24 protein-coding genes are annotated in these 24739 nt (G+C 50.9%); 5 read left to right on the forward strand and 19 right to left on the reverse strand.

Going from position 1 to position 24739, the window contains the following annotated elements; genetic code table 11:
- Nucleotides 1-50: 50 nt before the first annotated feature.
- From ACFSUF_RS13255 to ACFSUF_RS13270, 4 genes are read right to left on the reverse strand one after another with little or no spacing between them, the layout of a single operon-like run.
- A complete protein-coding gene (locus tag ACFSUF_RS13255) occupies nucleotides 51-701 on the reverse strand; it encodes an amino acid ABC transporter permease (protein WP_377603390.1) in 651 nt (216 codons plus the stop codon).
- A 14-nt stretch (nucleotides 702-715) separates the two neighbouring features.
- Nucleotides 716-1369 (reverse strand): amino acid ABC transporter permease, encoded by a 654-nt coding sequence (locus tag ACFSUF_RS13260; RefSeq protein WP_377603391.1) that lies wholly within the window; start codon nucleotides 1367-1369, stop codon nucleotides 716-718.
- 32 nt (nucleotides 1370-1401) lie between these two features.
- Nucleotides 1402-2274 (reverse strand): transporter substrate-binding domain-containing protein, encoded by an 873-nt coding sequence (locus ACFSUF_RS13265; protein WP_377603392.1) that lies wholly within the window; start codon nucleotides 2272-2274, stop codon nucleotides 1402-1404.
- Nucleotides 2275-2313: 39 nt separating this feature from the next.
- Nucleotides 2314-3042, reverse strand: a complete 729-nt coding sequence (locus tag ACFSUF_RS13270) for an amino acid ABC transporter ATP-binding protein (protein ID WP_377603393.1) — start codon at nucleotides 3040-3042, stop codon at nucleotides 2314-2316.
- Nucleotides 3043-3213: 171 nt separating this feature from the next.
- On the opposite strand from ACFSUF_RS13270, the gene ACFSUF_RS13275 reads away from it, so the two are divergent.
- Nucleotides 3214-4110: a YitT family protein gene (locus ACFSUF_RS13275; protein ID WP_377603394.1), complete on the forward strand. Its 897-nt coding sequence runs from the start codon at nucleotides 3214-3216 to the stop codon at nucleotides 4108-4110.
- 178 nt (nucleotides 4111-4288) lie between these two features.
- On the opposite strand, the gene ACFSUF_RS13280 is transcribed toward ACFSUF_RS13275, so the two are convergent.
- The 4 genes from ACFSUF_RS13280 to ACFSUF_RS13295 all read right to left on the reverse strand — a co-directional run bounded on the left by ACFSUF_RS13280 (nucleotide 4289) and on the right by ACFSUF_RS13295 (nucleotide 7929).
- Complete coding sequence (locus tag ACFSUF_RS13280) at nucleotides 4289-4522, reverse strand: hypothetical protein (protein ID WP_377603395.1); 234 nt, start codon at nucleotides 4520-4522, stop codon at nucleotides 4289-4291.
- A gap of 78 nt (nucleotides 4523-4600) precedes the next feature.
- Complete coding sequence (locus tag ACFSUF_RS13285) at nucleotides 4601-5164, reverse strand: hypothetical protein (protein ID WP_377603396.1); 564 nt, start codon at nucleotides 5162-5164, stop codon at nucleotides 4601-4603.
- 152 nt (nucleotides 5165-5316) lie between these two features.
- The gene (locus tag ACFSUF_RS13290) at nucleotides 5317-6843 is read right to left on the reverse strand and encodes a glycoside hydrolase family 76 protein (RefSeq protein WP_377603397.1); all 1527 of its coding nucleotides are present in this window, start codon (nucleotides 6841-6843) and stop codon (nucleotides 5317-5319) included.
- 246 nt (nucleotides 6844-7089) lie between these two features.
- The gene (locus ACFSUF_RS13295) at nucleotides 7090-7929 is read right to left on the reverse strand and encodes a phytanoyl-CoA dioxygenase family protein (RefSeq protein ID WP_377603398.1); all 840 of its coding nucleotides are present in this window, start codon (nucleotides 7927-7929) and stop codon (nucleotides 7090-7092) included.
- A 147-nt stretch (nucleotides 7930-8076) separates the two neighbouring features.
- Between ACFSUF_RS13295 and ACFSUF_RS13300 the strand changes: the two genes are divergently transcribed.
- On the forward strand, nucleotides 8077-8928 hold the full coding sequence (locus ACFSUF_RS13300) for a helix-turn-helix domain-containing protein (protein ID WP_377603399.1): 852 nt from the start codon (nucleotides 8077-8079) through the stop codon (nucleotides 8926-8928).
- A 13-nt stretch (nucleotides 8929-8941) separates the two neighbouring features.
- Here the strand turns inward: ACFSUF_RS13300 and ACFSUF_RS13305 are convergent, their stop codons facing one another.
- Nucleotides 8942-9472 carry a dihydrofolate reductase family protein gene (locus ACFSUF_RS13305; protein ID WP_377603400.1) on the reverse strand — a complete coding sequence of 177 codons (531 nt, stop codon included), beginning with the start codon at nucleotides 9470-9472 and terminating at the stop codon, nucleotides 8942-8944.
- 68 nt (nucleotides 9473-9540) lie between these two features.
- Between ACFSUF_RS13305 and ACFSUF_RS13310 the strand changes: the two genes are divergently transcribed.
- Complete coding sequence (locus tag ACFSUF_RS13310; RefSeq protein ID WP_377603401.1) at nucleotides 9541-10452, forward strand: helix-turn-helix transcriptional regulator; 912 nt, start codon at nucleotides 9541-9543, stop codon at nucleotides 10450-10452.
- A 97-nt stretch (nucleotides 10453-10549) separates the two neighbouring features.
- On the opposite strand, the gene ACFSUF_RS13315 is transcribed toward ACFSUF_RS13310, so the two are convergent.
- From ACFSUF_RS13315 to ACFSUF_RS13325, 3 genes are all read right to left on the reverse strand, one after another.
- Nucleotides 10550-11647, reverse strand: a complete 1098-nt coding sequence (locus ACFSUF_RS13315) for a threonine aldolase family protein (RefSeq protein ID WP_377603402.1) — start codon at nucleotides 11645-11647, stop codon at nucleotides 10550-10552.
- Nucleotides 11648-11749: 102 nt separating this feature from the next.
- Entirely contained in the window at nucleotides 11750-13633 is a 1884-nt protein-coding gene (gene htpG / locus ACFSUF_RS13320; protein WP_377603403.1) for a molecular chaperone HtpG, read from the reverse strand.
- Nucleotides 13634-13750: 117 nt separating this feature from the next.
- Nucleotides 13751-14785, reverse strand: coding sequence for a Gfo/Idh/MocA family protein (locus tag ACFSUF_RS13325; protein WP_377603404.1), 1035 nt, complete (start codon nucleotides 14783-14785; stop codon nucleotides 13751-13753).
- A 208-nt stretch (nucleotides 14786-14993) separates the two neighbouring features.
- Here ACFSUF_RS13325 and ACFSUF_RS13330 point away from each other — a divergent pair, with 208 nt between their 5' ends.
- Nucleotides 14994-15887 carry a helix-turn-helix transcriptional regulator gene (locus ACFSUF_RS13330; protein ID WP_377603405.1) on the forward strand — a complete coding sequence of 298 codons (894 nt, stop codon included), beginning with the start codon at nucleotides 14994-14996 and terminating at the stop codon, nucleotides 15885-15887.
- A gap of 23 nt (nucleotides 15888-15910) precedes the next feature.
- On the opposite strand, the gene ACFSUF_RS13335 is transcribed toward ACFSUF_RS13330, so the two are convergent.
- The 5 genes from ACFSUF_RS13335 to ACFSUF_RS13355 all read right to left on the reverse strand — a co-directional run bounded on the left by ACFSUF_RS13335 (nucleotide 15911) and on the right by ACFSUF_RS13355 (nucleotide 22896).
- On the reverse strand, nucleotides 15911-16576 hold the full coding sequence (locus tag ACFSUF_RS13335) for a FusB/FusC family EF-G-binding protein (protein ID WP_377603406.1): 666 nt from the start codon (nucleotides 16574-16576) through the stop codon (nucleotides 15911-15913).
- Nucleotides 16577-16784: 208 nt separating this feature from the next.
- Nucleotides 16785-17627, reverse strand: coding sequence for a hypothetical protein (locus ACFSUF_RS13340; protein WP_377603407.1), 843 nt, complete (start codon nucleotides 17625-17627; stop codon nucleotides 16785-16787).
- Between the two features lie 19 nt (nucleotides 17628-17646).
- Complete coding sequence (locus ACFSUF_RS13345) at nucleotides 17647-19890, reverse strand: heavy metal translocating P-type ATPase (protein WP_377603408.1); 2244 nt, start codon at nucleotides 19888-19890, stop codon at nucleotides 17647-17649.
- A gap of 25 nt (nucleotides 19891-19915) precedes the next feature.
- Complete coding sequence (locus ACFSUF_RS13350; RefSeq protein WP_377603409.1) at nucleotides 19916-20119, reverse strand: copper ion binding protein; 204 nt, start codon at nucleotides 20117-20119, stop codon at nucleotides 19916-19918.
- A 215-nt stretch (nucleotides 20120-20334) separates the two neighbouring features.
- Nucleotides 20335-22896 carry a beta-mannosidase gene (locus tag ACFSUF_RS13355; RefSeq protein ID WP_377603410.1) on the reverse strand — a complete coding sequence of 854 codons (2562 nt, stop codon included), beginning with the start codon at nucleotides 22894-22896 and terminating at the stop codon, nucleotides 20335-20337.
- A 158-nt stretch (nucleotides 22897-23054) separates the two neighbouring features.
- Between ACFSUF_RS13355 and ACFSUF_RS13360 the strand changes: the two genes are divergently transcribed.
- Complete coding sequence (locus ACFSUF_RS13360; RefSeq protein WP_377603411.1) at nucleotides 23055-23693, forward strand: hypothetical protein; 639 nt, start codon at nucleotides 23055-23057, stop codon at nucleotides 23691-23693.
- A 107-nt stretch (nucleotides 23694-23800) separates the two neighbouring features.
- Here ACFSUF_RS13360 and ACFSUF_RS13365 read toward each other — a convergent pair whose 3' ends face one another.
- Together ACFSUF_RS13365 and mscL are read right to left on the reverse strand one after the other, a co-directional pair.
- The gene (locus tag ACFSUF_RS13365) at nucleotides 23801-24109 is read right to left on the reverse strand and encodes a hypothetical protein (RefSeq protein ID WP_377603412.1); all 309 of its coding nucleotides are present in this window, start codon (nucleotides 24107-24109) and stop codon (nucleotides 23801-23803) included.
- A gap of 151 nt (nucleotides 24110-24260) precedes the next feature.
- Nucleotides 24261-24641 carry a large-conductance mechanosensitive channel protein MscL gene (gene mscL, locus ACFSUF_RS13370; RefSeq protein ID WP_377603413.1) on the reverse strand — a complete coding sequence of 127 codons (381 nt, stop codon included), beginning with the start codon at nucleotides 24639-24641 and terminating at the stop codon, nucleotides 24261-24263.
- Between the last annotated feature and the right edge of the window lie 98 nt (nucleotides 24642-24739).

Below are 24739 nucleotides of genomic sequence, written 5' to 3' on the forward strand. Positions count from 1 at the left end.
AGCCGGATCCTTAAGGATTCGGCTTTCTTTTTAGGAATAGAACCCGCCTCTTAAATCCGCCGCGCCTCCATCCTTCTGGCAACGACCGACAGCGTGTAATTCACACTGAAATATAGGACGGCTACAAGCAGCAGCACCGGGAACACAAACCGGGAGTCCGGTCCCATGACGATGTTCGCGTTATGCATGAGTTCGGCCAGCGAGATGATCACCGCAAGCGAGGTATCCTTCAGCAGGGAGATGAACTGCGAGACGATCGGCGGAACCATGCGCCGGAGTCCGATCGGCAGCACAATATGCCGCAGCGTCTGTACATAAGACATCCCGGAGGAGCGTGACGCCTCGACGAGGCCTTGTTCTACCGAGTTCAACCCGCTGCGTACGATTTCAGAGATCATCGCGGCCTCGAACACCGTTAAAGCAACGATCGCCGCCCAGAAGGGGCTGAAACTGATCCCCAGCTCCGGCAGGCCAAAGCGTGTGAAGAAAATTAGCAGCAGCAAAGGCAGATTGCGTATGGTCTCCACGGCCGCGCCAATCAGCGGAGACAAAACAGGAATACCGGCATACCTTAACACACCCAATACACAGCCAAGAAGAAAACTAAAGATGATTGCCAGCAAAGCCAGCCATAGCGTTAAACCGAACCCCTGCATAAGAAACTTCAGATTATCCGGCGAATAAGCACCGATAAAATCCATGCCGCCCCTCCCCCCTAACCGCTGCGCGCGAGCCTGCGCTCCAGGCTGCGGGAAGCCCAGCTCAGCGGGATCGTGAGCACTAAGTAGAATAAAGCGACAAACGCATAACTGCTGACCGTATCGTAGGTGTCGGAGTTGACGATATCACCGAAATACATCAGATCCAGACCCGCTACGACGCCAAGAATCGATGAATTTTTTACCAGGTTCAAAAACTGGTTGCTGATCGGCGGAATAACGATTTTGATCGCCTGCGGCAGGACGACATGCCGCATCGTCTGACCATAACTTAACCCCGAGGCACGAGCGGCTTCCGTCTGGCCGGAAGGCACAGCCTGAATGCCGGCCCGGATAGCTTCGGCAATATAAGCTGACGTATAGATCATTAATCCCAGCGTACCGGATATAAATCCGTTTAATACCAGTCCCGCAGCGGGCAGTCCCAGAAAGAACAGATACACTACCAGCAGCAGCGGAATGTTACGGAAAAACTCCACATAAGCCGCCCCGAAAGCATTGAGTCCTTTCCATGGGGAAATGCGGCAAACCGCAATCAGCGTCCCAAGTACGAAACTGCCCGCTAGTGCCAGCAGACTGGAGAGGACGGTGTTGCGGAATCCTTCCAGATAACTGTCCCAATTGTCAATTAGTATACTTGTATCAATCAATCCGCAACCCCCCGTTCGCACCGCTTGCGGCTTTACTCCGCAGCAGGCTTCTCCCCGATCCATTTCTCATAGATGGTATCGTACTCACCGCTCGACTTTAGTTCCTTCAGAAACCCGTTCACGTACTCCACTAAAGCCTGCTCTCCCTTTTTCATGGCAATTCCGTAAGGTTCATCCGTAAAAATATCACCAGCCAACACATAATTCGGATCCTGCTTAGTCATGCCGAACAAGATCGCGTTATCTGTAGTCAGCACCTCGCCTTGGCCGGCTTTGAGCGCTGTGAACGCCTCCTGGTAATTTTGATACTGCTGCACTCTCAGCCCGGGCACTTTGTCTTCAATATTCTTAATCGAAGTTGCGCCTTTCACGCCCAGCACTTTCGTATCCTTGGTTACATCTTCTAAGCCTTTAATCGGACTTCCTTTCTTAACCAGCAGGGATTGGCCCGCTTTAAAATATACATCGGAGAAATCCACTTCCTTTTTGCGTTTCTCGGAAATGGTCATCGTTGCGATAATGAGGTCAATTTCGCCGTTATTCAGCATCGGGATGCGCGTCTGTGACGTCACTTCCTTCAGCTCCAGCTTGCTCTCGTCGCCGAACAGCTTTTTGGCCAGCGCCTTGGCGATGTCGATATCAAACCCCTCTACATCACCGGTACCGGGATCTTTCAGCCCGAACAGCTTCGTGTCGAACTTTACGCCCGCCACCAGCTTGCCGCGTTTCTTTATGTCCGCCAGCACACCTTCATCCGCAGCGCTGCCGGAACTGCTGTTTACATTGCCTTTGCCGTTCCCATTCCCCGCGCTGCCCGTGTCTCCATTACTGTTTCCGCATGCGGTCAAAATCAGAAGCAGTGCCGCCAGTAAGATGCTCGCCCCTCTAAGTTTCCATTTTCTCATGTAACCCTCTCCTTTTCTGTGCAAAATGAGAAGCTGACCTTAATGGCGGATCAGCCGGCTTAAAAACACCCGGGCCCGCTCCGCCTCCGGCTGCGCAAAAAAACGCTCAGGTTCAGCCTGCTCCACGATCCGTCCTTCGTCCATAAAGATCACCCTGTCGGCAACCTCCTTGGCGAAGCCCATTTCGTGGGTAACTACCACCATGGTCATCCCTTCCAGCGCCAACGTCTTCATGACATCCAGCACCTCCCCGATCATCTCGGGATCCAGCGCCGAGGTCGGCTCGTCGAACAGCATTATTTTCGGCTTCATCGCCAGTCCCCGCGCAATCGCCACCCGCTGCTGCTGGCCTCCGGACAGCTCGGAAGGGTAACGGTCCGCTTTTTCCCCGATGCCGACCTTTTCCAGATACATCATGGCTGTTTCCCTTGCTTCCTTCGGCGGAACTCCAAGTGCTTTGACGGGAGCAAGTGTGATGTTGTCGATCACTTTCATGTGCGGATACAGGTTGAAATGCTGAAACACCATGCCAATGTCCCGGCGCACCCGGTTTATATCCGTGGTTTTAGCGGTAAGGCTGCTGCCGTTGACAATGAGTTCCCCCTCCGAGATGGTTTCCAGCCTGTTTATGCAGCGGAGCAATGTGCTTTTGCCGGACCCGGACGGACCGACGACGACCACGACCTCCCCGGAGCCCACCTCCATATTGATTTCTTTTAGCACGTGAAATGTGCCATAATACTTATGTACGTTGCGGAAAGTGATCAATTGCCGCCCTCCTTTGGTCAACCTGCAGACTTTTAAACTAATACCCAATAATAGCCACTGTTTAACATATTCCGTATCTTTTTGTATAAAATGATTCCTCAGCATGAAATGTATGGGTACATTGGACCCGATTTCATGGTAAACTAATCGGAAAAGGGGGAGGACTGATCTATGACCGAATCAACCGTAAACCAAGCCAAACCGCACCATACGCACAAGAAACTGTCTAAAGAGAAATTCCTCAAAAGAGCCATTCTCATGTTCTTGGGATCGGCATTCGTCGCCGTTGGGCTTGAAATTTTTCTTGTACCGAACAATATTATCGACGGAGGCATTGTCGGGATCTCCATCATGGCTTCCGCTTTAGCCGAACTTCCCATAGGACTTTTCCTTATCTTGCTGAATCTTCCGTTTTTGGTCCTCGGCTATAAACAAATCGGCAAAACGTTCGCTCTTTCCACGTTATTTTCCGTTTTGATCATGTCTATAGGCACGACTCTGCTTCACCCTGTGGCTCCACTGACTATTGATCCTCTGCTTGCGGCTGTATTTGGCGGAGTAATCCTGGGGATCGGGGTCGGGATGGTAATCCGCTCCGGCGGATCTTTGGACGGTACCGAGATCGTAGCCATTCTGATCAACAAGAAGACCCCATTTTCGGTAGGCGAGATCGTGATGTTTTTTAATCTGTTTATTTTGGCCAGCGCCGGATTTGTGTTCGGATGGGACCGTGCCATGTACTCGTTGATTGCCTATTATATTGCTTTCAAGATGATCGATATTACCATCGAAGGACTCGACCAGTCCAAATCCGTGTGGGTCATCAGTGATAATTTCCGCGATATCGGCGACGCCATATCGGACCGTCTCGGCCGGAGTGTGACCTACCTGAACGGGGAGGGAGGATTTGCCGGAGGAGATAAGAAGGTCATCTTCTGTGTCATCACAAGGCTTGAGGAAGCGAAAATGAAATCCATTGTCGATGAAATCGATCCGGGTGCTTTCCTCGCTATTGGCAACATCCATGATGTGAAGGGCGGCCGGTTTAAGAAGAAGGACATCCACTAAAGATGCGTTTCAAGGTTGATATTTATTTTTATTAAAAATTGGAAAGACCGAAAAAACCGCTTGATTCTGCGGGTTTCTCGGTCTTTTTTTTTGGTGGAACGAAACGACTGTTCCGCCCATGGGCGGAGCCAGCCGTTTCACCTTGTTCAACCTTATGAATGGTGCTAGGTAGCTGCAGTTAGCTTTGCTGGCGAAAATGCCGGGCGTGTATAGTTCTGTTTATAGGGAGTAATTTCTTATAAGTCAGCAGCTGCACGGCTACATTGGCCTGAATCTCTGTAATGTTCAGCAAGGAAGCGATTTGGGGAAGATCGATGATTTCCGAATGCTGCCCCTGAATCACAGCCAGAACTTTACGTTCGATTTGCCCCAGACTGGTTGAAGGAAAGAGAAGGTTGCTCCTGTCGTTCATGATGTGACCCTCCAACAAGCAGATATAGTAACCTCTAGATGAATATATTAACCTGCAGGGGGCCGTTTGAAACGCATGTTAAGAAAGTCTGATGTTCAGTCTTGCAGCTACGCCGGCAGGATTCGATTGAGTCCGGTCCCCCCCGAAATTAAACGCGATGATCACAATATCGTTCACGCCTCTCCGCAGAAAACGCCTAATATTGAACGTCCGGCCTACGGTAAAATTAGACGGGGTATTCTGCGGGTTGTCGAACTGGACAATAAATCCGTTGATGAGAATGACAGCATAGTTATCAACGGACAGGAACAAGCTTCCGCTGAGGATCGATCTCCTTGCCGACAGAGTGAATCTTCTGGAGATAATACAGTTACTGCCGCTCAGATTCCGCGCACCCCATACATAACGCGCTCCTTCCACCGCAACCCATGCGGGATCGCGGTCAATGGCCTGCGCATTGGACCAAGTATTATCCGTGCCGATAACCACTCTTTGCTGGCTGATAGTTACCGGAGCTTTGCCGGTAAGATATTTGCTTGCGTGCGCCCGGTAAAGGGACATCACTTGTCCGGTAGACAGACCTGCACTCATGGGACGGCGGATTATTTTCTTCGGTATTGCTGCGCTGCGTCTTTTTAACATGCGAATCTCTCCCTTTTCTATCAATTTGTTGTTGCATGATATCATATGACAAAAAGAGAGAGTTGCTTGGATTAGAAACTATGAATCTATGAAACTTAGTACATTTGACATAAGAAAACCGCTGCCTCCGATGGCAGCGGTTTTCTTGTGTTCTACAGCCCTGTAATTTGGTCTAAGTTCAACCAGTTCGTATTCCCTTTGCTGCTGTCGTAACCAATCACGATGGAGTTGTATCCGGCGTTCAGATTTACGTTCAGCGTCACGGTCCCCCATGTACCCCATCCTCCGGTACTTGCGAAACTTTGATTAGCTGCAACCACCGTGCCGTTAACAGAAATGTATCGGCTTGCATTGCCTGCTCCCGCCGCATACCGGATCGTCAAGGTTTTTGTCGAGGCGGAATTCTGGTTCACATGGAACGTGACATTCGTTCCGCTGCTGTTCCAACCTGCAAGGTAACCGCGCCCGTTAAATCCGGACTGGCTGCTCTCCGTACCAATTCCGTTCTTGATGGCGTTCTCCGCTTCATAAACACCGTTCCCCGCAATATTGCCGGTGTAGTTGTCTGCCGGCGTAAACTGCAGGATGGAGGCACCGGCTGCAGCGGCAAGGCTCTGGATATAACCGGACCCTGTCGGAGCCGTCCAGTCGCTGCCGATCACGTTATCCGAAGTGCGGCGGTGATTGAAAGCTTGGGTCGCATTTTGCTGAAGGAAGTTAAGGTACGTGCTGTTATTGGTTTGCTTGCGTAAATTGTTGAGGTTTCTGGCGAAAAGCATCTTGAACCCGCCGCCGTCATTTTCCCCTTCATACATCAATGTGTTGGATAGAGTCAATTTGCTGATTCCATAGTTGGCCGCGTTATTGGCATCCGTCAGGTAGGAAGCGGTCCCCGTATCCTGATACAGTGCCAGAGCCGCCCCCATAAACGTTCCGTAATTGTAGGTGAAATCCCAATCAATGACGGTGCCGCTGCCCGATCCTTCTACATGGTCATTGATTTTGCTGCCGGAAACAAGCCTGGATTTCATCCAGTTGTAGATAGTGGTCGCTTTTGTTAAGTAATTGGCATCATTAGTGGCTTTTTTCAGTTTCATCGCCGTCATAACCATAGGAGCGTTGGTTGCGATATTTTTCTGAGGGGATGAGCCGTCCCGCTTCCACCAAATGCCTCCGCCATATGTGCTGTCATAGAAGTTATAAATCTGGTCGAATAGGAACGAAGCGCGATTACGATATTCCGCTGTGCCTGTAATCTCATATGCTCTCATGCAGGCCAGTGCCCACCAGCCGAGATCGTCGTTAAATGCGTTATCCATCATATTCGGATATTTATTGTTGAAGCCTGTATAGATGTCATCGATCATTGTCCGGTATGTAGAGCTCCCCGTGCGTTCGTAAGCATCCATCACGGTTTCCCACAATTGGGCTTCCCACCAGAAGTCTGTGTACAAACCGCCGTTCGGACCATGTGCATGCGTATGGATTTGATGATCGCTGTTCGTGTAAAAATATTTTGCCGAAGAATCATAAAAGGTGTTGATCAGTCCGTTCATGGCCGTATCCGCGTTGCTGCTCGTAAATGCATGCGCTTTCTGTTCCCCCGTAAAAGGTACCAGGACACTCGCCGCCAATACCATTGTCAAAAGCATTTTCCCGCTTCGCTTAACCGCTCTCATTATATGCACTCCTTTTATAAAGTGAATAGCAAACGCTTCTGCCTGACCTGGTGAGGTACCGTCAAACATAGATCGCAGAGTAGGGCAGATACACCTCCTAAGCAGCGCACAAATGATATATCATTATAAACTGAAGCGCTTACAAACATTATATTGTCCCATTTATTATATGTCAATATACTAACTTTAAAATTCGATGGAACGTAAAAACGACCGCAGAAACGATCGGTCGTTTGAATAAAAAAATTATTTGCGGTTGAACAGAAGCGGGAAATACTCTCCTGTAAACAGTTGGCCGTCTTTAGGTCTCGGGCCCAGCAGGCGAACATTGTCATGGCGCTGCACTCCCGCCCTGTAAGCGGTTCCTCCCGGCATTAAATGGGCCACTATCGACAGCCTGGGGTCATGAGTCTTATTTGCTCCGGAACCGTGGAACGTTAGGCCGTGATGGAAACTTGCCTGTCCCGCTTTGAGAATGCACGGTTCCTCGACCCACTCATGCCCGGCGGAATACTTCTCCTTTAATTGTTCCATATCCTGATTGAAGAAGGAGTCGCTGTCCGGAATCAGTCCCCATTTATGGGAACCTAAAATCGTCATCATACCGCCGTTCGTCAAATCCGTATCCTGCAATGCGATCCAGACCGTGATCATGTTCGGATTGTTGGAGCACTGCCAATATCCGTAATCCTGATGCCAGCCTACGTTGCCGTCCGCGGAGGCTTTGTCCCCGATGCCCGGCTTATAAATCACCTGGTCGTGCCACAGCCGGATTTCATCCGTACCCAGCAGGTCAGCGGCCAACTCCCCGATGAAAGGATCTGTCACCACACGGTGGACCTCATCATTCACCCACCAGCCGTTATCGATCTTTCTCAACGCATCCGGGTTGGAACTAAGCCTGAAGTGATTCATGGTATAACCGTCCCCGTCGTAGTCGCCGGACCAGAGCCGTTCGTGCGCTTCTCTCAGCTTGGCGATCTGCTCGTCGCTAATCAGTTTCGGGCTGATCCAGTACCCGTCACGGTCAAACTTCTGCCTATCCTGTTCTTTGATTTGATATGTGCGGTCAGCTTGCACTTTCATTTGCCATTCCTCCTGTGAAAGTAAACTGGATATTGCTTTGCTTCTGTCTTCAGTTTAGCTCCCGCCATAACATTTGACGTTCCGTTCCTTATGAAGTAGGATGAGAAACATATTGGGAATATAGAAACAAAGCGAGGAGGTGCTCCTGTGCGCTGGACCTATAACACAGAACTTGGCGAAGAAGCGGTGCCCAATGTGCCTGAGTTTGTCATGGCAGGTTCGGATGATATCCGTAAAGCCCTTAGACTGGATCTGCATGCACATCCGGGCTGCTATGAGTTCGTTCTAGTGGAACGAGGTCAGGCCCGTTGGGAGTTGGACGGCCGGCTGTATGACACACAGGCAGGAGATGTGTTCCATTCCCGGCCCGGGGAGCAGCACCGCGGAGGGTTTAATATCATTGAACCTTGCAAGTTTTGGTGGCTCATCATCCGGGAACCTTCTGACGGGCCTTGGCTTCAACTTCAGCATCAGGAGATCCGATTGTTTAGGGAAGCTATGGAAAGCTTACCGCGGGTGATTCGTACCGGCCCGTTACCGTCGGATACCTTTCGTAAACTGCAAAAATGTCTTGTCAAAGAAAGCCCTTACCGGAGCATAGCCCTCCGCCAAACGCTGCTGGACCTGCTGCTTCAATTGATTCAGCCCTTAACGGGTAACCAGTCCCTCGCAGAAGATTTAATGGCTCAGTTTGACCGCATCATTCAGAGTCTGAAGCAAAATCCGGCATGGAGACCTTCCGTACAGGAATTGGCCTCCTCAGCAGGAGTAAGCGAGTCGCATTTCTACCGGACTTTTCAAGAGTATACCGGGGAACCGCCGATCACGTTTATCGAACGGAGCCGGATTCAGTATGCAGGCAGCCAACTAAGCGGCGGCCGGGATTCCGTCACCCAAATTGCGTTCAGGTTAGGCTACCAAACCTCGCAGCATTTTGCGACAGCTTTCAAGCGATACACCGGGATGACGCCTACACAGTGGAGGAAGAGCCGCTTTTAGGCTTATCCTCCATCTATGATTTACGTATATAAGTAGCTGCTGCTATACTTCCCATCTTCTTCAAGTCCGTAAGAGTATACCACTCGCTGGCCGAGCCTTCAGGAAACAGGGGAATTCCTTCGCCTAACACATGGGGGACCGTATAGATTTGAAGCTCATCCAACAGCTTATGTTCGAGAAATGCCTGCAGTAAGAGTCCTCCACCCACCAACCACACATGGCCTTCGGAGGCCGCTTTCAGTCTTGGGATAAGGTCCTCCACCGGTTCGTCTGTAAACGTCACATCCGGGTCGTCCGGCATTTGCTTCCGCGTATAAACATAACAAGGTTTGCCTTTATAATGAAACTCACCCGGGAACCTCTTTACTGCATCATATGTGCCCCGTCCCATTACAACGGTTCCTACCGATTCGTAGAACTTCGCATATCCGTTATCCCCGTCTCCTTCAACTTCATCGAGCCAATCCACTGCACCGTCAAGCCTTGCTATAAAACCGTCCATGCTGACAGCAATATATAGAATCACTTTGTTCTCCTTCATCATGCTCGCTCCCTTCTGAACCTTATGATACACTATAACTATGACAAAAATTGACGTAGTTAGGTGATAAAATGGCTAACGAACGCCGAATCGCCATGATGAAAATCATCGATTCCCGCAAGAAATTTACTGCACGCGAGCTCGCCGAACGATTTCAGGTGTCCATACGCACGATTCAGCGGGACTTAGATTACCTGCAGTCCATCGGATTTCCGCTTTATACGGAAGTCGGACCCCAAGGGGGATACCGCGCTCTGCCCAACCGAATCCTCCCTCCGCTGCAGCTAAACCCGTCTGAGGCACTAGGGCTGTTTCTCATGCTGCAATTTCTGGAACAATTATCGGACTTCCCTTATTCAGGCATCCGCCATCATTTGGCTGACCAATATTATGCTTCCCTGCCTGGTGATATCCGCGAGCGGATCGATCAAATGAGAGCGCATGTTGCCTTCCGTCAGCCGTTTAAGGCTCCTCCCTCCCCCTTTACTACGCCCATACTTGAGGCTGCTATGCAGAAACAGGCGGTCTCCTTCACCTATCGGGGCGCAGGCGGGTTAACTGAGAACGAAGCTTACCCTTTCGGGCTGTATTACGAAAACGGCCGCTGGTACATGCCTGCCCGCAAGAGCGGCAGCATCCGGCTTTACCGGGCAGACCGGATTCAACGACTTGAACAGCTCCCGGACAAGGATGACGGCGTGCCTTCTTTACAACAATGGCTGAACTCCCGGGATAACCGCCCTGACTGTACGGTCGTGCTCCGATTTACTGATTTCGGCAGAAGGCTGGCAGAGTCTGACCCGCTCTACGGCCAGTTGGAACACCCGGTATGGACCGGCAATGTTCCGGAGGAGGAATTCCCCTTTCATGCCCGGCAGCTGCTGAGATTCGGACCGGAAGTGAAAGTAGAGCAGCCTGAGGCATTGCAATTGATGGTCAAGGAACTTTTAGCGCAAAGTCTGCAGCAGTATAGCAGGCGATAGAGTAAGAAATTGTTAAGACCTGGTTTTCAGCACATCGAATGTAGAGACATATAGAAAAGCCGTGCTGGCCCGATAAGTACCCGCACGGCAATTTCTTTTACACCGCCTTTTCCATTGCCTCATGTAACTTACGGAACGCTTCATAAAGCCGTTCTTTCGGAACAGCTGTGTACCTGTCTCCAATGGATACTTCAAAATAACAGCTTGACGGGGTTACCTCCCACAGCCTAGTGGTAAACCCGATGCCCGTCTCTTCGTTTATGCGCAGCAACAGGGGCTCCAACGTCTCTTTCGTCCCTTTTAGATGAACATGAAACATGTTGGACACCGGAATCTGAGGCACAGTCGAGACTCCATGGCATTGGTTAAACATCGCTGCCAGTTCTTTGGCTCCCTCGTAATAAGTTCCCATCCTGGCTACCCGTTCGTCGAAATAATATTCACTGCTCAAAATATAGGGATATAAGCTGATCAGATCGCCGCCGTGGCGCCTTTTCCACACTTTTGACTGTTTCGTAAATGTTTCATCCCCGGCCAGAATAGCTCCGGCGACACCACCCACGCCCTTGTACATCGAGACATAGACGCTATCAAAAAGAGAGCATACTTCCGCAGCGGTCTTGCCATAGTAAGGAAGGATCTCGTACAGCCTCGCCCCATCCATGTGGATGCGGATCTTCCGCTTGCGGCAATAAGTCGAGATCGCTTCCAGCTCCTCGTAGTCCGGCAGCTGGCCGCCGATTTCACGCTGCGGCAGCTCCAGCAGGAGGCAGGCTGTGTCTTCAGGCAGCGACTTCACGTCTTCCAGTGTAATCAGCCTATCCTTATCCGCTAAGAGAACCGGCTCAATCCCATGAAGCTCTTTCAGTCCGTCTTCCTCATGAATCTCAAGATGGCACAGCGGATGGTATGCTGCTTTCCGGCTCCCTTTCTCATCGCACCAGATTCGTAAAGCAATTTGCTGCGCCATGGTGCCGCTGGGGAAGAATACCGCCGAGGGTTTGCCTAAATAAGAAGCGAGCTTGCTCTCAAATTGGCTTATAACGCGGCCTGTTCCGTAAATATCGCTTTCCGTCTCCGGATCCCATGCGGCTAACGCTTTGGTCAAGACTTCAATAGTTCTGGGGCTGTGCCCGGTCAGGGGGTGCGCACTGTTGTTATATGCTTCAAGTAAAGTTTTTGAAGTGCCTGTCAATCCAATCTCATCCTTTCTTTACGTCCGTTGCTCTGAGTCTATTCTATCTTACGCGGCAAGCAAAAAACACCTGCCCGAATCGAGCAGGTGCTTCTTAGATGCTTACACCATGATTTTGCAAATATCGTTCGTAAATTCCACCGGATCCTGAACCGGCAGCCCTTCGATCAGCAGCGCCTGATTGAACAACAGGTTCGTATAAAGCGCCAGTTTCCCTTGATCTTTCCGGTCGAAAGCGTCCTTCAAGGATTGGAACACCGCATGCTGTGCATTGATTTCCAGTACCTTGTCCGCTTTTATTTCCTGTCCGTTCGGCATGGCTTTCAGGATTTTTTCCATTTCAATCGTGAGGTCGCCTTCCGAAGACAGGCACACCGGATGCGACTTCAGGCGTTTGGAAACCCGTACGGCCTTGACCTTATCGGCAAGGATCGACTTCATTTCCTCAAACAGCGCTTGATTGCCGCTCTCTTCGGCCTCGTCCTTCTTCTCGTCCGCTTCCGAATCGATGCCGAGGTCGCCGCTGGAGACGGATTTGAATTCTTTATCCTTGTATTTCATGATCATCTTGATGGCAAATTCGTCGATGTCATCCGTGAAATACAGAATCTCGTATCCTTTATCCAGTACCAGTTCTGTCTGAGGCAGCTTCTCGAGGCGCTCGATCGACTCTCCGGAAGCATAGTAAATATACTTCTGGTCTTCCGGCATTCTCGACACATACTCATCCAAGGTAACCAGTTTCTTTTCTTTCGAGGAAGAGAACAGAAGCAGATCCTGGAGCAGGTCTTTATTTGCGCCGTAGTCATTGTACACTCCGAATTTCAGCTGACGGCCGAATGACTTGTAGAACTGCTCGTACTTCTCCCGCTCGTCTTTCAGAAGGCTGAGCAGCTGGCTCTTGATTTTGGTACGGATATTTTTGGCGATCAGGCTCAACTGGCGGTCGTGCTGCAGCAGTTCCCGGGAAATGTTCAGGGATAAATCTTCAGAGTCGACCATCCCCTTCACAAAGCTGAAATAATCCGGCAGCAGATCTGCGCATTTGTTCATGATGAGTACACCGTTGGAGTAAAGCTCTAAACCTTTTTCATACTCTTTAGAATAATAGTCGAATGGCGTATGTTCCGGAATATAAAGAATAGCATTATATACGACCGCGCCGTCCGCACTGATGTGGATATGCTTAAGCGGCTTATCGAAACCGTAACGTTTCTCCATATAGAACTGATCATAGTCTTCCTGGGTCAACTCGCTTTTGTTTTTGCGCCAAATCGGAATCCGGCTGTTGATCGTCTGCTCTTCCTTAATCTCTTCAAATTCGCCTTCGCTGCCTTCTTTCGGCTTGGAAGTCGTCATCTCCATCTTGATCGGATAGCGGATGAAATCGGAATATTTCTTAATGATCGCTCTTAAGCGGTATTGCTCGAGATACTCGTCATACTGCTCGTCTTCCGTGTTCTCCTTGATCTTCAGGATAATCTCGGTACCGACCGATTCCTTCTCCGCCGGCTCGATCGTATACCCGTCCGCACCCTCGGACTTCCACCGGAAAGCATCGCTGCTTCCCAGCGCCCGGCTGATCACAGTGACCTCATCGGCCACCATGAATGCGGAATAGAAACCTACGCCGAATTGACCGATAATGTTATGGCCGTCTTTTAGTTCATTTTCATTTTTGAAGGCAAAAGAGCCGCTCTTCGCAATGACCCCCAGGTTGTTCTCCAGTTCCTCCTGTGTCATCCCGATACCAGTATCCGTCAGCGTCAGTGTGCGGCTGGCCTTATCCGCGGTGATTCGAATGTAGTAATCGTCCTGGTTAAACACCATTTGATCGTCAGTTAACGCTCTGTAGTAAATTTTGTCGATGGCATCGCTTGCATTGGAAATCAGTTCTCTTAGGAAAATTTCCTTCTGGGTATAAATAGAGTGGATCATCAGGTCCAGCAGCCGCTTGGACTCCGCCTGAAACGGTTTCTTTGCCATAGGTAGTGCTCCTTTCAACTCTTGTCTATCACAAATTTTAGCACTCTTGCAAATAGAGTGCTACCACTTCTTTGTATATAGCATAGAGCGAAATCGGCTGTCAACTAGGATAAGAAACTATAGCAGCTCCGATATCTGGATTTTCCGGCCAGCCTCTGCGCTCATAATCGCACCGAACACCATCGCCATGCTCAGCAGGTTGTCGCGGCAATCCGTCTCGGCTCGTCGGCCTTCGTTCAAGGCAGCAAACATTTCCTCTAGGCACCCTTCGTGCTGCGTGAAAGCGGGTGCTTGGGGTTCCGTCCCCACAGTTACGAAATCCCTGATGAATTTCCCCTCTTGGCTGCCGGGCGCCACAACTTCCGCATAGGGAGCCTTCCGGCCGTCCCAGACAGCAGTTCCCTTCTCTCCGTTAACCCTCCACTCGGCTTCCCAAGAAGTCTGCACTCCTTCAGCGCACCACGATCCGCGATAACAGAACACGGAACCGTCCGACATTTCAAAAATACAGATGGCCGATGCATTCCCCGCATACCAGGAACCCGGAGGGTTGAATTCATGGCAGTATACTGAAACCGGATCAGCCTGCAAAATTTTGCGGGCCTGGTCAAACGTATGGATGGCCATATCCAGCAGCAGAGGATTGTCCATGGCATCGCGAAAGCCACCGAAATGCGCTCCGATAAAGAAATCCGCACCCGCGTAGCCGACTTTCCCGATCGTTCCGGACTGTACAAGCCCGGCAAGTGCCGTCAATTCGGGAATATACCGGCGGTTCTGCATGACGGCATGCATCCTGCCCGTCTCTTCGCTTACCCGCACCACATGCTTGCACTGTTCCAGCGTTTCCGCGAGCGGTTTTTCCGAAAACACATCACAGCCGAGACTCATGGCCGTAGTGCCCACCTCATGATGGCTGGCCGGAATGGTGACATCGAACACCAGTGCAGCTCCGGACTTCTGAACCGCTTCCGCCAGGTCCGTATACACACCGCACTGCAACCCGTATTGTTCGGCCATTGCTTTGGCCGCTTCCAAGCGGATATCTACCAGTCCGACAATTTCGGTATCGCTCCGTCCCAGCGCATAGGCTACCCATCTGTTGGCCATACCGCCGCATCCGGCTACTACAATTCTATGTTTGCTCATCATACCCATCCTCCCGATTCATCCCTATTTCGCTTAAACCTTATCATTGCTTAGCATTCCAAAATTGAGGTATTATGAAGTTATAAACCCATTATACCGAGGTATTAAAGCGGTTTCTCTACCCAAAATTGCGCTTATTTATCCTTAAATTGCCCGACTCATCTTCAGGTGAACGGAGAGGGCTTGAGGCCATCCAGGAGGAATTATAGGTATGACTTATCCGATCGAACTGCGCGAACAAACACCCCCATGGGACAGCAGCTACCCGATCCGTTTCTACAGAAACAAGGGAGAGAGCCTCCGCAAAGACGAATGTATACTTGGTTTGCACTGGCATGAACATTTTGAATTGATTGATATGATCCGCGGACACGGTGTCTTTCACATCGACAGCCGCCCTTATGAAGCAGAGCCTGGAGATCTGCTTCTGGTTCCAAAAGGCGGCCTCCACGTCGGATATGCTATGGAAGACGGTCCGGTAGAATATATTGCTGCCGTATTCAATGCTTCACTCCTGCGGCTGCCCTACGCAGATCCGGTTCACGAGAGATATATGGCTCCTGTGCTGGATGGGAGGGTACGGCTGCCGGTGAAGTTTCCCGTATCGGACGAAGCCACGGACTCGTACCGCCGGCACATCCGGGAAGCAACTCATGAATTTGAAAAACAAAGCCCTGCCTATCAGCTGCTGGTCAAGCATCACCTGGAGCTGTTGTTCACCCTGCTGGCCAGAGAGTATCTGCCTTCAAAACTTCTGGATACCCCGGCTGTAAACCGGAATCACGAAACCTTCAAGCCGCTGCTTGAGCGGATTGCGGAATCCGGGCAAGGCAAAGAGCCGCTGTCCATGAAAGAAGCGGCGCGTATGGTGAATCTCAGTCCGTATCACTTTTGCAAAACGTTCAAGAAAGTAACCGGGCGGACCTACGTCGATTTTATAAACTGGAGCCGTGTCAATGAAGCGGATCTGCTGCTTCGTGACAGCGGCATGACCGTATCCGAGATCGCCGAGCGGATCGGATGCGGGAATGCGAACTATTTTACGAAAATGTACGTGAAATACAAAGGCGTCAGCCCATCGCAGGCCCGCAAATCCAAGCTGTAACTGCGGTAGAGTTGATATAGATATCACCCCGTAACTCCGGCCAGAAATTTCTCCAGAGCGTCCAGTTCGGTAATTTTGGTATTGCATTCCTTACTATCCGCACAAATATATTGGCCGACTGCTTTATAATAGTCCGGTATGGACGACCTTCGCACCTTGGATTCCGCGGTATATAGTACGGTTTCTCCCATACGGTTGCAAAATGCGCATATCCCCTTCCTGTTGTCCGCAGTGAAGCGGCCTTCGACCGATATCATGCGCGGCTCTGCTTCTTCCGTATTTATGCCGGGATACACGAGGAACATCCGGTTCGTCGCCACGTCAGTCCAGCCGAGATAAGTCAGCGCCTTCCCTTTTACAGCGTCAAGATCCGGAAGGCGAAGCTTTTTCACTTTAGGGAACATCGATTTGATCTGTTTTTCGCTTAGCTCGGGAAAAGGGATGCGGTATTGGCCCAATTCGCTTAAATAGGACTCGAGCTGCTCCGGCTCCTTCAAGTCCCCCATTCGTTCCACTAGCATCATTTGCCCCCTGTCCGCTCCCGAACAGACTTCCGCAGATTTGCTGATCGCGTTCGACCGGGCCGCCTCGATCACTTTGCGGTCGCTCGATGTACGCAGGGCGGACAACAGCACTTTTGCCTGTTTGGCAATCAGATTATATTGGTGATTATGTAAAAAAGGTTCCATCTGGAGCCCTCCCTTTCAAACTATGTTTTAAAATCTACGCTGTCGCCATGATATCATAACCATAGGCGCCGCCCTTCATCAATATAGAAGTTGATTATACTCATTTTGCCCATCATAAAAACGCCGGCCAAGGTAAACCGGCATATATTTTCTGATATTTCAAGAAAAAACCGTTCGCTGCATTATTATGCTGCGGACGGTTTTTAGTTTATGGAACATCAACGACGAAGGGTACGATATACACTTTCCCGTTATGCTGAAATTGTCCCCATATCTTGTAGATGCCGCTCTTAGGGAACGTGGTCGCGAACTTTGCTTCCGGCCCCGTTGTATTCTCATCGGCCGGATGAACGTGGAGGTACTGCTCCGTGTCCTGCGACAAAATCACTACATGACCGACCGCCCCCAAATACGGTTCTAAATCTTTGACAGGCTCGTTGGTTGCGGCATCAGTCAAATAGAACTTCAGCACCGTTTCCATACCCGCCGTCGGCTTCTCCATCGTTAACGTTATCTGTTTGCCGTTAATTTCTTTAGCAAGAACTTTATCGGGTTGCAATTTTGAGCCGGCAGCATGCTTGCCTTCCACAGTCACCCAGTGGGACAGGGTCATGGCAGACATGCCCGAAGGGATAAAATCCGCAATCAGCTTATACTCTCCTCCATTAGGAAAATTCAGCTGAACTGCAAATGTGCCGTCCCCTTTATACTCCGGATGCACATGGTTAAAATATGACAAATCCTTGCTGACTACGATGAGATGCATCTTTTTTTCATGATTGATATCATAGTCATCCATCGGCTTACCCTGACTGTCTTCTAACCGGACGGATATTTCCGTCTCTTCCCCGGAGCGTACAAAAGTATCTCCACCATCGGCGCCGCCCGGCGTCCATACGGCTTTCACCTGCTCAGCCGCCTGGTTCCCGGGACCCGCGTGCTCTTCGTGGCTGCTTTCATGTTCGTGATGTCCTTTTCCCGATTTGTCAGGTTTGCTGCAGGCAGTGAGCAGCAGCGTACACACAATAAACAATGTGATCCACTTCTTCATAAGCTCCTCCTTCTCAGCTTTACAGCTTGACGCGCTGGAGTCTCAGCGCATTCAGTACGACGGATACCGAACTTAACGCCATAGCAGCGCCGGCCAGCCAAGGAGCCAGAAGTCCCGCTGCCGCGATGGGAATGCCAAGCGCGTTATACGCCAGCGCCCAAAACAGATTCTGACGGATATTCGCCATGGTCTTACGGCTGATAACTACCGAGTCGGCAATCCCGTTCAAGTCCCCGCGCATCAGCGTCACATCCGCTGCTTCCATCGCCACATCGGTTCCAGTTCCTACCGCGATGCCGACATCCGCTGTAGCCAGGGCTGGTGCATCATTAATGCCGTCACCGACCATCGCGGTGATACGGCCGGCCTGCTGCAGCTTTCTCACTTCCGCTGCTTTGCCGTCAGGCAGCACTTCAGCAAGCACGCGCTCGATTCCAACCTGCATCGCTATGGCCTCGGCCGTCCGCCGGTTGTCACCGGTCATCATGATGACTTCCATATTCATTGATTTCAGGCGGTCGACCGCTGCTTTCGAAGTTTCCCTTACAGTGTCGGCAACCGCAACCAGCCCAGCATAGCGGCCGTCCACTGCGATCAGCATGGCCGTCTTTCCTTCGTTCTCAAGCTGTTCCATTTCCCGAACCGCAGTCTCGTACGGAATATGCAGTTGCCGCATGAATGCGCGCGTTCCCGCAGCCACCTGCTTTCCGTTCACAACGGCGCGAATGCCGTACCCGGGAACCGCCTCGAATTGTTCCGCAGAGCCAATCTCATATCCTTTCGAACGGGCTCCCTCGACGATCGCTTCAGCCAAAGGATGCTCGGATGACTTCTCGGCTGCGGCCGCCAGAGACAGAAGCTCCTCTTCCTTTACATAATCAGGGGCGGGGATCACGTCCGTCAGCTCAGGCTTCCCTTTCGTAACCGTTCCGGTTTTATCCACAACAACAGTCTGCACCCGCTGCATACTCTCCAGATGCTCCCCGCCTTTGAAGAGAATACCTAATTCTGCGGCCCGCCCGGATCCGGCCATGATGGAGGTCGGCGTTGCCAAGCCGAGCGCGCACGGGCAGGCAATGACGAGCACTGCAATCGCTTTTTCCAACGCTGAAGCTGCATTGCCAGGCTCCATGCCAATAATCCAGACGAGAAACGTTACAACAGCAAGGCCGATTACAATCGGTACAAAAATACCGGATATCCGGTCTGCGACCCGCTGGATCGGCGCCTTGGAACCCTGCGCTTCTTCCACTACCTTAATAATTTGCGCCAAAGCAGTGTCTTTGCCCACTTTGACCGCTTTCATCGTGAAGCTGCCGTGTTTATTGATGGTTGCTCCGATAACGGAGTCACCGGCTTGTTTGCCGACCGGAAGGCTTTCGCCTGTCAGCATCGATTCATCCACGGAAGAAATGCCTTCTACAACCGTGCCGTCGACCGGTATTTTTTCACCCGGCTTCACGGCAATCAAGTCGCCCTTAACCACCTGCTCGATCGGAAGCTGCAACTCCTGACCGTCCCGGATAACCAGTGCAGTCTTAGCTCTCAGGCTCATCAGCTTCTTGATCGCTTCCGACGTACGGCCTTTAGCCAGCATTTCGAACAGTTTGCCTAGAAGAATTAACGTGATAAGGATGGCGCTCGTTTCAAAATAGAGCGAGGGCATATGATGCCCTCCTCCGTCAAAGGACCAGCGAAGCGTGAGAAATACACTGTAGAAATAAGCGGCCGACGTTCCTAGGGCTACCAGAACATCCATGTTGGCGCTTTGATTGCGCAGCGCCTTGTAGGCGCCGATGTAAAACTGCCGTCCGATGACGAATTGTACCGGTGTGGCCAACGCCAACTGAAACCATGGATTCATCAACAGCCTGGGCAGATAAATCCAAGACGTAAAGGAGAAGTGCCCGACCATGGCCCACAGCAAAGGTAAGGACAGCAGCGCCGAGACAAGAAGCTTCCGCTTCTGGGCAGTGATTTCCTTCCTCTTATGCTCAGCCTTCTGCGAACGGTCTTCCGCTTTCAGCTTTGCCCCGTAGCCCAGCCGGTCAACCTTGCTTATCATCTCTTCGACGCCGGTCTCGCCCCCGTTAAACTCAACATGCGCTGTTTCCAGAGCGAGATTCACGGTAGCGCGGCTGACGCCGGGCATCTTATTCAGCCCCTTCTCAATCCGGGCTGCGCAGGCCGCACAGGTCATGCCCGTGATATCCAGATCAGCGCTTTCTTTCACAGTGCCGTAGCCCATAGTTTCCTGCCCCATGGCCGAGTCCCCCCTTCAGTCGATATTACTCCGCTACGTCGTAGCCTTGTTCTTCAATGGCCTCTTTGATAGCCTCCACGGTGATGCCGTTCTCGTCGTAGTCCACAGTCACGCTGCCTCCGGCCAGATCTACTTTTGCCTCCGCACCGAGTTCTTTTACCGCTTTCTCAACAGATTGAACGCAATGCCCGCAGGACATGCCTTGTACTTGCAGTTTCAATGTTTTCATTACTTATCACTCCTATAAAATTAGTTTCTTTCTAAGTGTAGCCATTGGATAAGGATTTACACTAAAATGAGATTCATCTGCTTCCTGCTACCTTTTCAATTTAACATACCCCCCTACCCTATGTCAAAAGAAAAATGATGTGATCACAACGAAAGTTTCAGACAGCAAAATGCCCTTAATGAGGAATACTCATTAAAGGCATAAGCTGAAACCTGTTATTTTGTTACAAAGTCAGCCATGGAACGAACCTCGACCGCCGCCGGGGAACCAGGCACGAAGAAATTCGCGGAGGTGCTCTCCTCCGGCGTTCTTCGTCTAATAAATTGTACCGTTACAGGCACTCCCGGCAGCAGATCAAAGAAGTTATCGGAGAACATCCCTTCCTCCTCAGCAGTAAGCCATACCTGTTTGGCCAAAACATCGGTTTCCAGGGTAAATAGTCCGCTTCGCTCTTCTTTTATTGTAATAGCCGGGGTTTTCAGTTCGATCTGCTTTGCCGGCACAAAATAGTGGAACAAGCTGGCGGCGGCCGATCCCCCGTTCTGCTCCCATTCCGCAACAAGTACGCTCCTGCCGGCCGGATACGCTTGTAACAAATCTTCAGTCTTCACTGTGTGCACCAATTGCGCCGTATTAACGCCTGCTTCCGCAGGTACAGACCACCGGTTCAGAAGGATCCCCGAGAAATCGTATAAAGTCAGGCTAAGTGTCCCGGAAAGGGCCTCAAGCCTGTCGGATACTATATAAAACTCCAGCTGACCTTCCTTCGTATCGTCAACAGAAAGAAGAACATCCGCAAAGCTGCGCGCCGCATAGTACTGCAGAGCTTTCCACCTGCCATAGTAATCCATGCCCGCCCAGGATGCCACAGGCCAGCAGTCGTTCATCTGCCAGTACAAAGATCCCATACAGAACGGCATGCGCCGGCGGTGCGCCTCGATGGCCGTTTTCATCGCTTCGGCCTGCAGCACCTGGCTCATGTACAAGAAGGACGGAAAATCTTTCGGCTCCGGCAGGTACATATCCATATATTCCTTAATCAGCTGATTGCCGCGGTTGTTTCGTTGATGGCTAAGCATTACGTCCGATTCCAGCTCCATATCGTTCTCAGATGCATATTTCAGCACCGACCGGTGTTCGGGAAAAGACTGAAATCCGTACTCGCTCATGAAGCGTCCGATATGTATGTTGTAATTAGAGAATGGTTCTACGTTATGCCATACGCCCCAATAGTGGATATCGCCTTCCGTGGAAGAGTTAAATGCGTGCTGATCCTTGTTACCTTTCACAGCCTGCATAGGGGAAGAAGGCCAATACTCCGCTTTCGGGGAGTGAGCTGCCAGTTCCTCAGGAAGAACCCGGTGAAAAATAGCTTCATAATCAGCCCAGATGCGGTTCCGGATTTCTTCGGAATACTGTTGTTTCCAGCCCCAGCCTGCCTGTTCGTCATAGTGGGACCAGGCCGTGTCCATTTCATTATTGCCGCACCACAGCGCGATGGACGGGTGTTTCCGGAGACGCCGCACGTTATCCCTGGCCTCCGCCCGGATGCTTTCAAGGAAACCTTCATCGCCAGGATACATGCTGCAGGCAAACATAAAATCCTGCCATACCAACATCCCGTACTCGTCGCAAAGATCGTAAAACACACTTTCCTCATATATGCCCCCGCCCCACACGCGGAGCATGTTCATGTTGGACTTCGCGGCGCTGGCTATCTCATGTTCATAACGCTCCCGGGTAACTTCCGTCACGAAACTGTCGTTCGGAATATGATTGGCTCCTTTGGCGAATACCGGAACCCCGTTGACCTCGATATAAAATGAAGTTCCTTCCCGGTCCGGCTCTCTTACGAGACGGACGGACCGAAGCCCCGTTCGGACCGAGGACTTCACAATTTGGCCGCTTGCCGTACTATAAGCTGCCGTAAACGTGTATAAGGAGGCTTCGCCCAGCCCGCGCGGCCACCACAGTTGGGGATGTTCGATTGTGCACGGCACCTCGATCACGTTCAAACCGGGCTTGACCGCGGCTTGCCGCTCCCATTGAAAATCGCCCGCAGACAGTTGTAAAGTGCCGGCGAACTCGCTGTCCGCCTCGATTTCGACGACAGCGGTCGCAATGGCCTGTTCCGCAGTCACATCATCCTGCCGGATATAAAGGTCCTTGATCCGCAGACCGCTCCATGCCTCCAGCCGTACTTCCCGCCAAATTCCGCTTGTGACGAAACGCGGGCCCCAGTCCCAGCCGTAATGGAAGGGTGCTTTTCTGGCGAAGACGCTGACTTTACGGTCGCCAAGTCCTCCGTGCTCCGATTGGTCGTTTGTCGCAGGCAGCGCATATCCCAATTTCTCCAGCTTCGGCAAATCCTCCATGATCGGGGAGCGGAAGCGGATGGACAGCCGGTTGCCGGCAGGACGAAGGAGCGAACGGACATCGACGCTCCAAGTCCGGAACATATTGTCTGCTGCAAGAACCGGCTTATCGTTCAGCACCACATCCGCATACGTATCCAGTCCGTCGAAGATAAGCTCAATCTGCGTCTGGGCAAGCATATCGCCGGATACATCGAATACGGATTCATATTCCCAGTCCTGCTTGTCGATCCATTGTAAATCACGCTCGTTTGTTCCATAGAATGGATCTGGAATGATGCCGTTTGTCAACAAATCCGTATGTACGCAGCCGGGTACCCGGGCCGGAAGCCATTCCTGTTCTTTTGCCGATTTGAACCGCCAGTCGGATAAAGCCATGTTTATACCTTTGTTCATATCCATCCCCCTCGACTATATTAGTATAATTTTATACTAATTTTAGCTTTCTTCTATAACAGATATTGGCGATATTATATGTGAATTAGCTGCGGCAAAGTTACATTGATGCTGAAAAAGGGTATCTTCCTGTAGATGCAAAACTAACAGCTGAGGTGATGACAATGTCGGCATTGGAACAAATTCTGGATATAACCACCCGGTATGAGATGATGGAACAAGAGGTTGAACAGAGGACTGGAGAGTTGTTTGGCCGGCTCAGGGCTATATATGAGGAACAGCTGCAGGCAGCAACCCGTACCAATCCGAAAGCGGTAGAGATTGCGGCCCAGGCCGGAGAAAGCCGGTTCGATTTTCGGATTAAACATAACAGCTACACGCTTTTTATCGTAGATGGGGTGCATTTTGTGAAAAAGCCGGATCAAATCAACGATACCCTGGGTGCTGCAGACAGTCCGATTCAGGAAATTGTCGAAGATGCCGATGCCCAAAAGTACTTGGCCGGCTGTATCGCGCTTACGATGAGGATCCAAAATCAGTATGTAACTTTGCTGCGGATTTTCGTCAACTGCAGCGGCGGAGTGTCTTATGAGCTGGGGATCGGGCGAAAGCGCAAACTCGAGTTTCTGGAGCCGGAGCAGAAGAACAACCTGCAGGAACTTTTATTCCACGAACCGATTCGCGAAAGCCTGCTCAACCCGACGACATGCTGGAAGCCGTTGGAGGATATCCAGTTCGTCGACAGCATTCGCGACTTGACCTCGGACAACGAACAGATCGGATTTGTACAGCCTGAGGAATAAGGGCATTCTCGTAGAAAGTGCGGCCAAGTACTTTATAGCCACTTAAAATTTATACTTTCGTAACTATCAAAAAAGACGCCATACGGCGTCTCTTTTCATTCGCTTTCTCACTCTTTGTCCTCGCCGTCCCCTTTAACAAACCGATCGTAGGCTGCATACCGGCCGTCCACTTCCTTAGCCAGTTCCCTGTACCGTCTTGTTTCCTCGACAATCGGATCGATTTTCGCCTGCACCCGGATTTCCGTCCGGGACAACAGCCTTTTGCGGGCCAGTTCGCTTACATCCGCCGGCTCCATCTCCCCCTCCATAAGCTGTTCGGCTAAACTCATTTCCTGAGCAAGATCAGCATTTTTCTCCTTATCCTGTTTTAGCTCCGGGGCGATGCTTTTGTCCTGCCCACGTTCCTTATCCTGCATATCGGTTCCCTCCTTTACATCGTATATACAAAGCTTACCCAGTCCTTGCCATTCTAAGTAACCTCATAGTCCGCAGCAGCGCATCAGATAAGCTAAAACAGGGTTAGACGGCAGCATTTGCCGTTAACCCTGTTGTTATTTTTCATTATCGTTACTTCAGCCGATCCTTCAACACATCCCGGATTTCGCTTAGCAGCAGCTCTTCTTTGCTCACTTTTGGCGCTTCGGGCACGGCTGCTTCTTCTTTCTTTTTCTTTCTGACAATCAGCTTCATCACAAAGAATATGCTCCCCGCCACCAGCAGAAAATCCACCACGGATTGAATGAAGCTGCCGTATTTGAGCTCAGCTTCGCCTACTTTTACAGCAAGCTCTGAGAAATTGACACCTCCAACCAAAATCCCTAACAAAGGCGTCAGCAAGTCATTAACCAGGGAAGTCACAATTTTGCCGAAAGCCGCTCCAATGATAACCCCGATAGCCAGATCCAGCACATTTCCTTTTAGCGCAAATGCTTTAAACTCTTTCCACATCTCTCGTTCCTCGATCCCCTTGAAGATTTATTCGATGAGACTAGTATAGCATTCCTTTCCAATGCAGAACATCCGAAAAACCTCCTCACCTGCCCTTC

Source organism: Paenibacillus gansuensis (assembly GCF_042684925.1).
In the GTDB taxonomy this organism is placed as follows: Bacteria; Bacillota; Bacilli; order Paenibacillales; family DY6; genus Paenibacillus_N; species Paenibacillus_N gansuensis.